At 40.9% G+C, this 15,449-nt stretch carries 13 protein-coding genes, 2 pseudogenes and 1 riboswitch; of the genes and pseudogenes, 3 read left to right on the forward strand and 12 right to left on the reverse strand.

Going from position 1 to position 15,449, the window contains the following annotated elements; genetic code table 11:
- The 4 genes from ACY3FQ_RS08520 to ACY3FQ_RS08535 all read right to left on the reverse strand — a co-directional run bounded on the left by ACY3FQ_RS08520 (position 1) and on the right by ACY3FQ_RS08535 (position 4,069).
- Positions 1-651, reverse strand: a complete 651-nt coding sequence (locus tag ACY3FQ_RS08520; protein ID WP_489773850.1) for an urea amidolyase associated protein UAAP2 — start codon at positions 649-651, stop codon at positions 1-3.
- Between the two features lie 17 nt (positions 652-668).
- A complete protein-coding gene (locus ACY3FQ_RS08525; RefSeq protein WP_489773851.1) occupies positions 669-1,409 on the reverse strand; it encodes an urea amidolyase associated protein UAAP1 in 741 nt (246 codons plus the stop codon).
- Positions 1,410-1,436: 27 nt separating this feature from the next.
- A riboswitch (guanidine-I (ykkC/yxkD leader) is annotated at positions 1,437-1,540 on the reverse strand.
- Between the two features lie 144 nt (positions 1,541-1,684).
- Positions 1,685-2,578, reverse strand: a complete 894-nt coding sequence (locus ACY3FQ_RS08530) for a LysR family transcriptional regulator (protein WP_489773852.1) — start codon at positions 2,576-2,578, stop codon at positions 1,685-1,687.
- 318 nt (positions 2,579-2,896) lie between these two features.
- Complete coding sequence (locus ACY3FQ_RS08535) at positions 2,897-4,069, reverse strand: thiolase family protein (RefSeq protein ID WP_489773853.1); 1,173 nt, start codon at positions 4,067-4,069, stop codon at positions 2,897-2,899.
- Positions 4,070-4,590: 521 nt separating this feature from the next.
- Between ACY3FQ_RS08535 and ACY3FQ_RS08540 the strand changes: the two genes are divergently transcribed.
- On the forward strand, positions 4,591-5,202 hold the full coding sequence (locus ACY3FQ_RS08540) for a TetR/AcrR family transcriptional regulator (RefSeq protein ID WP_004693224.1): 612 nt from the start codon (positions 4,591-4,593) through the stop codon (positions 5,200-5,202).
- A gap of 61 nt (positions 5,203-5,263) precedes the next feature.
- Here the strand turns inward: ACY3FQ_RS08540 and cysK are convergent, their stop codons facing one another.
- The 8 genes and pseudogenes from cysK to rutD all read right to left on the reverse strand — a co-directional run bounded on the left by cysK (position 5,264) and on the right by rutD (position 12,741).
- Positions 5,264-6,262: a cysteine synthase A gene (cysK, locus tag ACY3FQ_RS08545; RefSeq protein ID WP_489773854.1), complete on the reverse strand. Its 999-nt coding sequence runs from the start codon at positions 6,260-6,262 to the stop codon at positions 5,264-5,266.
- Positions 6,263-6,423: 161 nt separating this feature from the next.
- Positions 6,424-7,260: an NAD(P)-dependent oxidoreductase gene (locus ACY3FQ_RS08550; protein ID WP_431605450.1), complete on the reverse strand. Its 837-nt coding sequence runs from the start codon at positions 7,258-7,260 to the stop codon at positions 6,424-6,426.
- 45 nt (positions 7,261-7,305) lie between these two features.
- Positions 7,306-8,661: a pyrimidine utilization transport protein G gene (gene rutG / locus ACY3FQ_RS08555; RefSeq protein WP_489773855.1), complete on the reverse strand. Its 1,356-nt coding sequence runs from the start codon at positions 8,659-8,661 to the stop codon at positions 7,306-7,308.
- Positions 8,662-8,697: 36 nt separating this feature from the next.
- Positions 8,698-9,221 (reverse strand): annotated as a pseudogene (gene rutF / locus ACY3FQ_RS08560) (NADH-dependent FMN reductase RutF).
- A 98-nt stretch (positions 9,222-9,319) separates the two neighbouring features.
- Positions 9,320-9,703, reverse strand: coding sequence for a pyrimidine utilization protein C (rutC, locus tag ACY3FQ_RS08565; protein ID WP_348960126.1), 384 nt, complete (start codon positions 9,701-9,703; stop codon positions 9,320-9,322).
- Positions 9,704-9,733: 30 nt separating this feature from the next.
- Positions 9,734-10,483, reverse strand: coding sequence for a pyrimidine utilization protein B (gene rutB, locus ACY3FQ_RS08570; RefSeq protein WP_489773856.1), 750 nt, complete (start codon positions 10,481-10,483; stop codon positions 9,734-9,736).
- On the reverse strand, positions 10,480-11,592 hold the full coding sequence (gene rutA, locus ACY3FQ_RS08575) for a pyrimidine utilization protein A (protein WP_489773857.1): 1,113 nt from the start codon (positions 11,590-11,592) through the stop codon (positions 10,480-10,482). Before rutA ends, rutB begins: the two co-directional genes overlap by 4 nt.
- Positions 11,593-11,936: 344 nt before the next feature.
- Positions 11,937-12,741, reverse strand: a pseudogene (gene rutD / locus ACY3FQ_RS08580) (pyrimidine utilization protein D).
- Positions 12,742-13,133: 392 nt separating this feature from the next.
- Here rutD and ACY3FQ_RS08585 point away from each other — a divergent pair.
- Positions 13,134-13,451, forward strand: coding sequence for an ArsR/SmtB family transcription factor (locus ACY3FQ_RS08585; RefSeq protein ID WP_201951378.1), 318 nt, complete (start codon positions 13,134-13,136; stop codon positions 13,449-13,451).
- A gap of 100 nt (positions 13,452-13,551) precedes the next feature.
- The gene (locus ACY3FQ_RS08590) at positions 13,552-15,285 is read left to right on the forward strand and encodes a SulP family inorganic anion transporter (protein ID WP_279739821.1); all 1,734 of its coding nucleotides are present in this window, start codon (positions 13,552-13,554) and stop codon (positions 15,283-15,285) included.
- Positions 15,286-15,449: the final 164 nt, after the last annotated feature.

The raw sequence follows: 15,449 nt of genomic DNA on the forward strand, positions 1-15,449 counted from the left end.
TTACTCCTTGCCGTCACGTACAATCAGTTGAATTTTAGTCGGGTTGTAGGCATTACAGGGGTTGTTCAGTTGTGGGCAGTTAGAAATCAGCACGATGAGATCCATCTCTGCTTGAATTTCAACATATTTACCCGGCGCCGATATTCCATCGTCAAACTTGAGATGCCCATCACTGCTCACGGGTACATTCATAAAGAAGTTAATATTCGGCCCAATATGACGAACATTTAGTCCATGCTTTTTCGCGATGGGGTGCAAAGCTAAAGCTGTCATAAAGTTATTACGGCAACTGTGCATCGGAAATGTGTCGTGTGCATAACGTACGGTGTTACTTTCGCATGAACAAGCACCGCCCAAGGTGTCATGGCGACCACAGTTATCATCATGGATCGTGGCGATTTTGTTACCATAGTTGGTATATAGAGCTGTGCCTTTTTCGAGATAAATCTGCTGATTAATGGCTAGAGTATCGGTTGCGCTGTAACGTTCTTCAGGATTGTTCGCAGAAATTAATAAAGTATCGACTGCTTGGTTGCCTTCGAGGTCAATAATCCGGAAACATTGCCCTTTCTGGACTTCACACATCCATGCCTCACCCGCTGGACAGACTTCATTTAAAACGGTTTGATCAAATGCTTGTAAACTGGTCATGCGTATTCTCCTCGGGCTTAAACAGCATCGAATGCGTAATAACGCGCGTTGTTTTGAAAACCGCGTTGGTTTTGTGGGCATGAGTCACGACAGACATCATGTGCTGTTAAAGCTGAAGCTTTGAATAAGCCCATTTGAATATCGGCAGGCTGATACTTTGCTGCTTGGCTCAAACCATGTGGCGCAGCAGATAAGAACACCAGACAGTCCATCTCAAAACGCAGTTCAATAGTTTGATGGGTATTATCGACATCGATATAAGATAAGTTGCCTGCATCATCAGGGCGAACTTTAGAGAATAAATTGACCGTAGCTGACAGGTCAGCTTGACCTAATGAGAACTTGGTCATTTCAAGTAACAGACTGTCGCGTCCACTCCGATACATCTCATTTCGTGCATCTTGGAAAGTTTGAGTGCCGAATTGTCTCTGAATTTGTTCTGTGCGACTTGGACCACATAAGGCATCATTCCAACCATGATCATCGTGAACAATTGAGGCCATAACCCGACCTAAGTCCGAATACAACACATGCCCTGTACTTAGAAATGCCGTATGCTGTGCCTTTAGGCTATCAGGCATATTAAAGCGCTCGAGCTTGTCTTCGCTGTTGACACAGAAAAGTGAAACGTTGGCTTGTCCTCCCAATGCTTTGAACTGTAACACTGTGCCGCGTTGAATACGCCCAGACCAGTGATGCCCACCCGGTAAAAGTTCAGTCCATAGTGCGTTATCGTCGTGATAAGTTATTGTGCTCATGCGCCTCTGCCTAAATCGTAACTGTTTACCTCCCGGGCTTTTATCCCTCCGTGTAGCTCTTTCGAACCGTGAACTCTCGGTCGCAGACATACATAAAATAGATATGTATCGGAACCCTAGATCACTCTTTCAGATTAGACGATGCAAAGGCTGTGCCAATTTAGTATTACGATTTTTAAACTTCGTAATACTATTTATGAGCAATAAATGGGCACTTTAGATTTCAAGCACACATATTTTCACTATGCGCACTAAAAAGCATCAAATTTTAAGAATTACTTCATTAAAATTTCATGGAACATGTGACGCAGCCACTGATGACTGGTTTTGTGATGACAAGACATATGCCAATACTGTTTCACCCCATAACTTGGGAAGGCAATTGGAGCATTGAAGATCTTTAAATTGCCACGTGAAAGCAGCACTTCACTTAAATAATACGGGACTGTCGCAATCGCGTCGGTTTCTTGTACCACCAAGCCTACCCCTAAATAGCTCGGTAAACGCATTAAAATGTCACGTTTTAGTTCTAAATTAAGCAGTTCGTTTTCAATATGGTAATGTCCCATGCCCGCATCAATATCGATATGTGACTCAGCCAAGTACTGCACTGTGCTGATACTGTCACCTGTCAAACGCGGATGATCTTTGGCCGCAATCACCACATAATACTGCTCGAATAGTTGCTGTTGATAAAAGCCATTTTCCAATTGTGGTAAAAAACCCAGCGCCAAATCAATCTCGCCGTTTGCCATTTGATAACTGGTTTCAGAGGTAATCGGACGGATATTCAAACGAATATGCGGCGCATGTTTTTTTAAGTATTGCGAAATTTTCGGCAACAGCACCAAATGCGAAACATCGGTCATGGCCAAACTAAACTGTTGCTGTGAAGTGGCTTGGTCAAAATCAATCGTAAAGTTATTGATGATTTCAACCTTGTTTAAAGCCTCACTGACCAATGGAAATAACTGTTTCGACAGCTCAGTTGGCACCATTTCATTGCCAATCCGCAAAAATAGCGGATCATTATAATGTTGGCGAATTTTATTCAGAATATTACTCACCGTCGGTTGACTCATTTCTAAATGATCAGCCGCCAGTGACACACTTTTAAACTTATAAACGTAAAAAAAGATACTGAGTAATTTACAGTCCAGTTCAAACACGAAAAAAATGTTCCTTATATGTATGTGATGGTAGACGATCCATCATCTACCCATTATAGCGATGATCCAATGCTCAAAACTTACTTTTATAAGTATCTGGGTTAATATCAGACATTTCAGCAATATAAGTACATTAATTATACCTTTAGCTGTACTGAACAATGGATGCTTTTCCTGAAAATTTATGTCGCTTAATCTGCATGTATTTTACATAACAAAAAAGGCTCGAATCAATCGAACCTTTGATGAAATCAACCATGCCGAATTATAGCTATTTAAAATATTTTCTTCACAGGCATAGCTAAGAATATTATAGTTTTAGTCCAGCAGCTCGACGGCAATAGCAGTCGCCTCACCACCACCAATACATAAAGCAGCTACGCCCTTTTTCCCACCAGTACGTTTCAAAGCATGCAGTAAAGTCACGATAATACGCGAACCAGATGAACCCAATGGATGACCAAGTGCACAAGCGCCACCATTCACATTGACTTTTGCAGGGTCTAAATGAAAACCGTCAATTGTAAGCATTGTGACCATCGCAAATGCTTCATTGACTTCCCACAGATCTACATCACCCGCAGACCAGCCTGCTTTGGCTAAAACTTTCTCAATAGCACCTACAGGGGCAATGGTGAACTCAGATGGATGCTGAGAGTTGCTTGCATAAGCCACAACTTTTGCCAATGGTTTGAGTCCACGTGCGTCAGCCACTTCGGATGAAGTTACAACCAGTGCCGAAGCACCATCCGAAATAGAACTCGAATTTGCTGCGGTAATCGTACCGTCTTTTTTAAATGCCGGACGTAAAGTTGGAATTTTATCCACTTTGGCATTGAGCGGCTGTTCATCCTGATCAACCACAACATCGCCTTTACGGCTACTCACCGTCACAGGCACGATTTCATCTTTAAAGAAACCACCTTGAATCGCAGCAACGGCTTTATTTAAAGAACCAATGGCATACTGATCTTGCTGCTCACGGGTATAGCCTTTTTTATCTGCCATTTCTTGAGCAAGTACACCCATCGACAGACCTGTTTCAGCATCTTCTAAACCTTCTTGGAACATGTGATCAGTGGTTTTGCCATGTCCCATACGGTAGCCCGCGCGTGCTTTTTCAAGTAAGTACGGCGCATTTGACATCGACTCCATACCACCGGCCACCACAATCTCAGCTGAACCCGCTTTAATCGCATCAGCCGCTTGCATGACGGCTTTCATACCAGAGCCACAAATTTTATTGATGGTTGTTGCACCCGTTGAGTCTGGTAGACCCGCCATACGCATTGCTTGACGTGCAGGGCCTTGTTTTAAACCTGCTGGAAGTACACAACCAAAGATCACTTCATCCACATCGGTCGGCTGTAAGCCAGAACGGTTTAACACTTCTTTAATTGTCACCGCACCAAGTTCAGGCGCGGTACAGCTCGACAGTGAACCTTGAAAACCACCCATTGCTGTACGTACACCGTCTACAATAACAATCATTTTCTATTTCATCCTTTTTTGCAGTTTATTTGCTTTTAGCCCAATTAAGAGACTTAAAAACATTCCCTATCTATTTTTTCATATTACAAAGGGGTTAATCGTTTCAGATCTTATTTTAATGTTTTTCATAGTGCTACCGTCTCAAAGCGAGTCATCTATAAAGACATTAAAATAAACACACGTGAATAAGACATCGATCCATACGACAGATGATCCATTTATCAACCCGCACTGCATTTGAGGCTTTAGCACTAAAGGTTCTTGTCTCTAAGAACACAGTGGCTATACTGACAATAGTGTAAAAATCACGAAAAAGGAATGCAATGGCCCAAATTTGATCTCTAGAGATCAAATTTGTTGACAACAAAATGCGAAAATGCACCTGTATTTATTTCTATTGTTGAACAAGTGGATATTTTTAAAACGATTGTAGTAATATCCAAGACCTTAGTTGCATTTTCATTTTCAACCAAGTTCAATAGCCTCTCTATAGTTCTCATGGAATACACTGGAATAAGCCAATGACTTCAGTACGCCAACAAAATTTTCTATTACGCAAAGAGAAAATTTTAGCCATGGCTGAGACTTTATTATTAGACAATAATCAAGACATCACCTTAAGCGAATTAGCAACGGAACTCGATATTGCGAAGGGTACGATCTACAAGCATTTCAAAAGTAAAAATCAACTTTATTTAGAGCTGATTATCTTGAATGAAACTCGCCTGCTAGAGATTTCTCAAAAGCATAACAACGATATTAAAACGTATGTTTCCGAATACATGCTTTATAATATGTTGAACTCGAACCGTACGATTTTACTGCACGTTATTGAAGAACGTTTAACCAATAACGAACGTAAACTCAAAGAACTTTTTGAGAAGCTCTATCAAATACGTGAGCAACGTATTATCGAAATTAAAGACATGACTTCTGACTACTTAAAGTCTTTAGACAGCGCAATGTCCATTCGTGATTATTTATCTTATGTATGGACAGTGACCTACGGTGCGTCATTGTTACTCAATTCAACGCATTATCAAAAATCAATCGGTTCACGTGAGCGTCTGATTAAACTGTATGTCAACCAAGCCCTCATGACACCCGATAAAATTTCACACGCAGCACTTTAAGTTTCTAAACGGCATAAAAAAAGCTAAACATGAAATGTTTAGCTTTTTTTCATACAGTAAATTAGTCTGCAGAAATATCTTCAAACAAAACTGAAGATAAATAACGTTCACCACCGTCAGGTAAAATCACCACAATAGTTTTACCTGCATTTTCAGGGCGTGCTGAAAGTTCAGCTGCTGCTGCCATCGCGGCACCACTTGAAATACCCACCAAAATACCCTCTTGACTTGCTGTTTTTCGCGCCCAATCAATTGCTGTTGCAGCATCAATTGGCATCACTTCATCGACCAAGTCGAGGTCTAAGTTTTTAGGAATAAAGTTAGCGCCAATGCCCTGAATCTTATGTGGTCCAGGCGTCAAAGTTTCACCACGTTTGGTTTGACCAATAATCGGCGACTCAGCAGGTTCTACCGCAACTGAGTACAGGGCTTGTTTTTTTACTTTTTCAAAATAACTTGAAATCCCTGAAATCGTACCGCCCGTCCCGACACCTGCAACTAAAATATCAACTTTACCACCTGTTGCTTCCCAAATTTCTGGGCCAGTCGTTGCTTCATGAATAGCTGGGTTTGCTGGGTTTTCAAACTGTTGTGGTAAAAAATAAGTGTCTGGATTTTCATCCAACAAACGCTGTGCTTCTTCTACCGCACCGCGCATCCCTTTTGCAGGGTCGGTGAGAACCAAGTTCGCACCCAAAGCTTTCATCACTTTACGACGTTCGATACTCATGCTTGATGGCATAGTCAGGGTTAACGCATAACCTTTTGCAGCAGCAACAAATGCCAAAGCAATGCCTGTATTGCCACTGGTTGGTTCAACAATGTGCATTCCCGCTTTCAGCACACCGCGTGCTTCCGCATCCGCAATCAGCGCAGCCCCAATACGACATTTTACTGAAAATGCAGGGTTACGGCTTTCAACTTTGGCTAAAACGGTGGCTGGACTTTGTATAATTCGGTTAATACGAACCAATGGTGTGTTACCAATCGCTTCTGCATTATTACTATAAACCGCTATCCCTAAATTATTAGGCGTTGGAAAAGCTGAGTCAGTACTCATACCAATGTTTCCTATGTTGTTTTTAATGATCCACTCATTATCATACCCTGATTTTTAAATGCAAACTGACATTTGGTCGGGCTTATGTTTTTATTTGATAAATAAATCACTTAAACAGAAAAAGCATGAGTTTTCCCATGCTTTTCTCCCGCGCGACCAGCTTAAACGAGCCTTACACTATTCCACTTTTCTAACTGTGTAACGGCCGCGCTAAAATCTACTTGTGCAGCCTGTTCTCGATCTGTTTTTAAGAACAGTTCTTGTGTCACTTGAAAAACAGGTGTTTTCATCTGTCCTTCTTTGACCAGATCCATCGCAATACCAATGTCTTTTTGCAACAGGTTTAAAGCAAATGTTTTTTGAAAAGTACGGCTCAAGACTTTTTGCGCCATCACCGTTTCAGACATCGTACTTTTACCGCTAGAGTGATTGATACAACTCAACGCTCCAGCCAAGTCAACGCCTCGATGCTTCAAAATCGACAAACCTTCAGACAGTGCCCATAAGTGTGTTGCCATGAGCGTATTGTTCACCGCCTTAACCGCAAAGCCTGCACCACTTTTCCCGACGTATTTAATCAGCCCAGAAAATGCCTGAATAATAGGTTTTGCCCTTTCAAATCCAGCGATATTGCCACCTACCATAACCGTCAAAGTACCGTGTTCGGCACCGATGGTTTGACCCGAAACAGGTGCATCTAAGTAAGTCACACCACGTGCTGCCAAATCAGTGGAAATTCGCTGTGCAGACTCAGGCACGCCACTGGTACAATCCACCCATAAACTTTCAGATTTGGGTGGATGTAACGCAATTAACGCTTCAACATCTGCACTGGTCGGTAAGCATGAAAATATAACATCGGCTTGCATCGCTTGTTGAAGTTCAACCTGCAAAGTACCAAAGGTTTGCGCATGTGAAGACGCTTTTTCCGCTGTGCGATTCCAGACCCAAACAGTATGACCCAGTTTTGGCAAATGGGAGGCCATGTGCCAACCCATTGCCCCAAGTCCTATAAATGCAATATTCAGACTCAAAATGTACTCCTAACTGTGTGCAATAGTGCTATTGATTTGATCTTCCGACTTTTCTACGACTTGCTCTTTTTCACGGCCTCGGTTCAAGAAAAGATTAAGCAGAATGGCTGCTAGTGTTGCAGTGCCAATACCACCTAGGTCAAAACTCCCTATTTGTAAGCTGTAATTACCAGTTCCCATAATCAGACACACGGCCCCAATCATTAAAGTACTATTCTTGGTGAAATCAATTTTGTTATCGACCCAAATTTTTGCGCCAGCAACGGTAATCAAACCAAAAACCACAATGGATGCACCACCCAAGAGTGCAACGGGAATTGTGCTAATCACTGCGCCAAACTTAGGCGAAAGCCCCAGTAAAATCGCAAATACACCTGCAAAAACAAAGATTGTGGTTGAATAAACTTTAGTGACTGCCATCACCCCAATGTTTTCAGCATAGGTGGTCATCCCTGTGCCCCCAACTGAAGCAGACAGTGTTGTACATACCCCATCTGCAAAGAAACCGCGTCCCATATAAGGAGACAAATTTTTCCCCGTCATCGCCGACACAGCTTTGAAATGTCCTAAGTTTTCAGCCACCAAAATAATCGCAACGGGTGCAATCAACATCATGGCGTTTATATCAAAGGTTGGGCTGTGGAAAGTTGGCAAACCAAACCATGCTGCTTGACCGACTTTTGCAAAGTCAATTGCAGTGCCAAAACCCATGACATTGGTGAGTAAGAAGTAAATAAAATAAGATGCAACTAAACCTAAAAGTAGCAGTAAACGGCGCACCATACCTTTGGTAAATACCGCAATGACACTAATACAAATAATCGTGATTAACGCCATCCAAGAGTCAAACTGATTGGCTGACACACTTTTGATCGCAACTGGTGCGAGGTGTAGGCCAATAATCATTACGATGGCGCCTGTCACAATAGGTGGCATCAACTTTTCAATCCATGCCGTACCAGTGCGTATCACAACTAAGCCAATTAACGCGTACAACACTCCACACGCAATGGTTCCACCCAGTGCTAAAGAAAGATTTGGGTTTGCTCCAACACCTGTATAACCCGTAACTGCAACCACTGCACCAATGAAGGCAAAGCTTGACCCCAAATAACTTGGCATACGTCCACCAGTCATGAGGAAGAAGAGTATCGTACCAATGCCTGTAATGAAGATCGTTAGATTCGGATCAAAGCCCATCAGCAATGGGGCAAGTACGGTTGCGCCGAACATGGCAAAAGCATGTTGCAACCCCAAAATAATGCTTTTTCCTGCGGGTAAGTATTCATCTGTTTGCACAGGCGTTGTATCTAAATCGCCTTGATAAGGCTTAAATTTTGGAAACCACGATTCTTTTGTTTGCATGGGTTTCCCCTCCTTGTAAAAGTAGGAATTTTTGAATTAGCACATTGGTAATGGCTCACAGTAACCACGGTTAAAATACATCAGCGCATTTAGTCCATAACTTTGCTTCATGGCTTTGACTTGGCAAAACAGCACATCATGGCTACCTACAGACATAGTCTGTACCACTTCACAATCAAAACTCACCAATGCATCCTCCAAGACCGGTGCATTGGTCAACAGTGTGGACCATGTGCCTTGAGCAAAACGTTCAGGCATTGGAGTTTTACCTCCAAACAGATTAGATAAATGTTGTTGCTGACTCGACAACGTGTTTACACATAACACTTGATTGGTTTTAAATGTCTCAAACACAGAGGCTGAGCGGTTTAAACACACCAACAACGTTGGCGGTGTATCGGTCACACTGCATACTGCCGATGCAGTAAAGCCTGCCTGACCCGCCCCCCATCTGTTGTAATCACATTGACCGCAGCCCCTAGATTCGCCATACTTTGACGAAATGTGTGTTGATCCAACATCGCCTCATCCATTGCCTCCGGTGCTTTATGATTCAGCATGGTTTCAACTTGATCTTGATTTATCAGTTTTGCATTCATCGTATTCTCCATGCCCTAAAAAAATCGTATATCAGGGCATTAAAATTTGATTATTCCACTTAAGCCACATGTGCAACCGAAGCGATTTCAACCAAAGCCTCTGGCTTGACCAGTCCAGTCTGTACGCAATAGCGTGCAGGTTTATCGTTTGGAAAATACTCGGCATATACAGCATTAATCGCGCCATAATCGACCCAATCTTTCACAAAGACATGATTAAAAGTGACGTCATCCATTGTGCCACCTGCGGTTGCAAGGACTCGTTTAATGGTTTCTAAAATATGTCGAGTCTGTGCTGCTGCATCACCAACGTGAACGACGTTGTTATGTTCATCAAAGGCCAAGGTGCCTGATACATAGACGATATTGTCAGCCTTAGTTGCAGGTACAAATGGTGCAAGTGGTTTCGATGTGCCTTCAGGCACAATAATTTCTTTAGGCATGAGGTTTCCTCTAGCTTTCGTATGTATGACTTATGCTGTTTTTGCCAGTGTTTGACTGCTTGAAGTTTGAAAGGTGTTCACAAAACTTTGTGTATCAGACACCCAACCAAAAAAGGTTTTGATGTTATAGAGACTTGCTTCTTGCACCTCGATAGGCCCAGCTTGGTAGCACGCATCCTTAAGAGCGACCCCAAAATACTCCAAGAAAAAACCATCCCTTAACGTCGACTCGACACAGACATTGGTCGCAATACCGACAAAAACTAAATTTCGGATTCCTCGCACCCGCAACATACTGTCCAACGCAGTATTAAAGAATCCACTATAGCGAGGCTTTTCTATGACTAAATCTTGTGGTTCAGGCTTGAGTGCATCAATCAACTCAAAATCCCAACCACCTTTTGCCAGTAGTTTTCCCTGCAGCTCTGGATTTTTGCGCATGGTTTTTAAAGCATTCGACTTATAGAAGTTTGGTGAATCACTCCCTCCTGCTTCACGGTACTGGTCATCCCAACCATTTTTAAAGTAAATCACCTGAATACCAGCTGCATGTGCAGCAGTAATGGTTTTTTGAATGTTTTCAACCACAGGTTTGGTTTTAGATACATCAAACCCAGCCAAGTCCAAATAACCACCTTCTGAGGTATAGGCATTTTGCATATCAATCACAATCAATGCAGTGTGTTCAGGTGCTAAAGCAATATGTTCAGGTTCTGCTTTTAATGTTTTTGCTTGCAGACTTTGTTTAGTAAATTCTGTACAGACTATAGAGTCATTCATGCGCTTTTCTCCAAAACAACGCGTGGTGCATCCGCTTCAACCACGATATGTTCACGGCATTTCATCAAAGGTTGTATACGCTGACCAAAGTCTTCGACCCCTTGTACAAAGTCATCAAAGGTAAGCAAAATACCTTCAGTCCCCTGAATTTCACCAATTTCATCCAACATGTGTGCAACATGTTTAAACGAACCGACTAACGTTCCCATATTGATATTCACAGGCGAAACCGAAGATGCCATTTGGCGAATATTGGTATCTGTTCCAGATTTGGTATCTTTACCACCTTGGTTCATTAGCCAATTAATCGCCTCCATATCCGCACCAGCATTATATGTTTGCCATTTCGCATGCGCCTCTTCATCTGTTTCTGCAGCAATCACCATAAACAACACATAGGTTTGTACATCACGACCTGTTTTATCGGTTTGCTGTTTTAAACGCTCATTGATCTCTGCATAGGCTGTCGGTGTATTCAGCCCTTTACCAAAAACAAAGTTGTAATCGGCATATTTGGCAGAAAACTCAAGCCCTGTATCAGACTGACCCGCACAAATAATTTTCATGTCTGCTTGCGGACGGGGGCTCACACGGCAGTCCTGCATAGTAAAATGCTCTCCTTTAAAATCTGAACGACCTGTCGCCCAGAGTTCACGCAAAATTTCTACATATTCAGAAAGATATTCATAGCGCTGTGCAAAATACTCATCTCCTGGCCACATCCCCATTTGCGTATATTCGGGTGCTTGCCAGCCTGTCACGACATTTAAACCAAAACGACCATTTGAAATAGAATCAATGGTTGACGCCATACGTGCCACAATTGCAGGCGGCATCACCAACGTCGCTGCTGTTGCATAGATTTGGATTTTACTGGTCACCGCAGCGAGTCCAGCCATCAAGGTAAATGTTTCTAGGTTATGATCCCAAAACTCTGTTTTCCCGCCAAAGCCACGCAGTTTGATCATCGACAAAGCAAAGTCAAAACCATAATGCTCAGCACGTTGAACAATTTTTTTGTTTAGTTCAAATGAAGGCATGTACTGTGGCGCGGTTTCCGAAAGCAGCCAGCCATTATTTCCAATTGGACAAAATATACCTATTTTCATCTCGTTCATCCTCTACACTTATTTCATTATTTGCAGAACATCAAAGGCTAAATACAGCAAGACTTTTGACCTTTAGTTTGATAAAAATATATTTGCACAAGCCATGCCAATTATTATTTATTGTTATTTTTTAATGTATTAAATAATTTTACTTAATTTTATTTTTTACCAAAAAGTAAAATTAGTTTTTATTTTATGCACTATCTCTGTGAGGAGTGATCAATGATTGTGCGGTAAATGATCCAAACTAGAATTTTTATATTTTTAGCCTAAATAAAAAAGGTGTATAGATTTCAAAACCTATACACCTTCACTTTATAAAGCCAAATTAAACAATCAATAAACTAAACTAAACTTTCCTGCCCTGTTAAAAAGCCCAATATTTCCTTATTCATCACGACTGTTTCGGTTACAGTCGCTGCATGAGCGCCCTGCTTTAAAAGAGTCAACTGTGCATGCGGAAACAACCGTTTTAAATTTTTGTGAGCGTTGGTAAGGCACAAGGAAATCATCTTGGTTTGCAATCAAATGCATCGGTATATTCTGCAAAGCGGCTCGTATCTCCTCGCTCAGTTGAAAGTTCATTAATGCACTTAGCCGTCGTAATACATTTTCATGCGGTGGAAAGTTTTGAATTTGCAACTGTTCTTGTTTTTGAATACTTTCTATATTTGCTGAAATCCAAGCTGGTGGATATAAAAACAAAGCCTGTGCTTTGACATAAGCCTCAGTGCCTGCACATGTTAAAAGATTAATTCGGGTTTCAAAGCATTTATAGGTATGCGCATCTAACGTGTCCCACCCATTTAAAATCGTGATTGATAACATCTGATACTCAGTCGATTTGCATAAGGTTGCCAACTCCGCACCAATAAAACCACCTAGTGCATGACCGATAAAATGAAAGCGTTGAATATGTTGTTGCTTTAAAATCAGCAAAAGCTGCTGCCCCAAATCGCGTATGCAATAATCTGGTTTTAATAATGTACTGTTTTCATGGCAACCTTCTTGATCGTAAGTTAGGACATGAAATTTGGTTTGTAGGTCTTGAATTTGTGGCTGCCAAAACTGCGCATGTCCACCTAAACCCGACGACAAAACCACATATTCAGCATCTTCTATATGGGATGGAAAAATTTGTACATTCATCTCAAAGTTTACTTTTTGGTCAAAAATATTATCTAGCAATAATTATGCCTTTTAATAAATGTTTGTATTTTTTAAATTTAGAATGATATTTTTAAAAAAGCTCTGTAATTATGATTTTAATGCTCTCTATATGATAAAATATTCAAAGCTTATTATAAATAATCATAAAGAATGAGAGTTTGATTTAAAAAATCGGCTTAAATTATATAAATATCGAGAACTTAAGTAACATTTTGAATAACTAATTTTGATGTAAATATTAAGTATATATAACTTTAGCTAATATTTTATTTCACTAAAAGCCATGCATATTGGACTTGAAAAGACAGCATTATGAACGGCTTGGTTTTATACTAAGCGCACAGTTGTTTTGTTTTATGAGTAGGTTTTAAATGAACACAGGACTTGAAATAACGTCTATGCGCGACTCTGCTGAAGTTGTTGTGAGTATTTTAAAATCTCTAGCCAATACTGATCGTTTATTAATTTTGTGTCATTTGTCGCAACAAGAACTTAATGTTTCTCAAATTGAAGAAATTACCGACATCAAACAGCCGACTCTTTCTCAACAATTAATGATGTTACGTAAAAGTGATGTGGTAAATACGCGCCGTGATGGTAAACAAATTTATTACTCCATTAAAGATGAACGCATGATTGAAGTTTTAAATACTTTGTATAGCTTGTACTGCCCAAAACCACTTCTCTAAACCAATCACTGCTATATTTTCTGTGCTATGAAAACGAATGCTAAGACTTCTTAGCATTTTTTATGCATAATATATCTATATTTGTGATTTAGATTTTTTTATGTCTGATTGGAATCGTCATCTAAGCCATTATCTACCCGCATGGCAATGGCTCAAGCACTATGACACGCCTACGTTTAAGTCAGATTTACTTGCATCTTTTATTGTCATTGCCATGTTGGTTCCTCAAGGCATGGCCTATGCCATGTTGGCAGGCTTACCGCCAATCACTGGGTTATATGCCAGCATTATCCCAATGATTATTTATGCCATCAGTGGTGGCAGTCCGACGCTTTCTATTGGCCCTGTTGCAATCATTTCGATGATGACCTTTGCGACTTTGAACTCGATGTTTGAAGTTGGTTCACCAGTTTATATACAAGCGGCATGTTTATTAGCACTAATGGTCGGTATCATTTCCCTGCTGTTAGGTTTATTTCGCTTTGGTTTCCTCATCCAGCTGATTAGCCACCCCGTCATCCAAAGTTTCATTATTGCGTCTGCTTTGCTGATTGCTTTGGGTCAGTTGAAGTTTATTGTCGATCTGCCTTTAAAAGCCAATAATATCCCCGAGTTTGTGGTAAGTGTTTGGCAATACATCAGTTTAACTCACATAGGTACGCTGCTGTTTGGACTGTGTGCAATCGCATTTTTAATTTATGTACCAAAGCTGCTGAATACTAATGCCTTAAAAGGTTGGTTCGGATCGACTGTATTACTTTCGCGTACTATTCCTTTATTTTTAGTGGTTGCCTCGATTGCCTTGGTCTATTTTTTCCAACTGCAAACGCTTGGAATCAAAACCGTCGGAATCATTCCATCTGGTATGCCTCCACTCGATATGCCGTATTGGAACTGGACTTTAGTTCTGCAACTTTTGCCAGGTGCAACTATGATCGCGATGATCAGTTTTGTTGAATCACTTTCCATTGCTCAAGCCACTGCTTTACAAAACCGAAGTCAACTCAATAGCAACCAAGAACTTATCGCTTTGGGGTTAGCCAATATCAGTGCAGGTTTCAGTTCGGCATTTCCTGTAACAGGCAGCCTTTCTCGTACTGTCGTTAATGCAGATGCAGGCGCTCAGACCCCTATGGCTGGTGTGCTCTCTTCGCTGTTGATTATTGTAGTGAGCTTATACTTTACAGGTTTCTTTCAGGACCTTCCTTTAGCTATTTTGGCTGCAACGATTATCGTTTCGATATGGAAACTTGTGGACTTTAAACCCTTCATCGAAGCATGGAAGTATTCCAAAGCAGATGGTATCGCGATGTGGATTACCTTTTTTGGTGTTGTCTGTATCGATATTTCAGCCGGCCTGATCATTGGCATGATCTCAACCTTTATTTTGTTGCTTTGGCGGATTAGCCGGCCACATATTGCTGTGATTGGCTTGGTCGAAGGGACGCAACATTTTCGCAATGTTGAACGCCATCAAGTTCAAACAACGGCACAAGTACTGTCAATGCGTATAGATGAAAGCCTAACCTTCTTAAATGCCAACATATTGAAAGGTGAACTGATCAATGCCGTGAGCCAACAACCTGAGTTAGCTCATGTCGTGATTAATTGTTCCAGTGTGAGCAGTATCGACTTGAGTGCTTTAGAAATGCTGGAAGATATTAATCTAGAATTGGCCAAGCAAAACATTCAGCTGCATTTGTCCGAAGTTAAAGGCCCTGTGATGGATAGACTGCAAAGCTCAAAGCTATTGAAACATTTGAGTGGGAATGTCTTTTTAACTCACTATCAAGCCATTCAGACCCTTTCACCTCAGCTGCTTAAAACTTCATAAGAGACTGAATGCATGCTTGTACTTTTTCAATTTAGTGAGAAATATCAAGCAGGCATTTATGATAAAAATCCATTAAATATGTCGTTTTTATGAATTAAAATGAATAATAAAAACTGGAATTACAATAACTTAATTTTTATATTTAAATATTTTTCAGTCAGTTA

It is taken from the genome of Acinetobacter sp. AB03 (assembly GCF_058107045.1).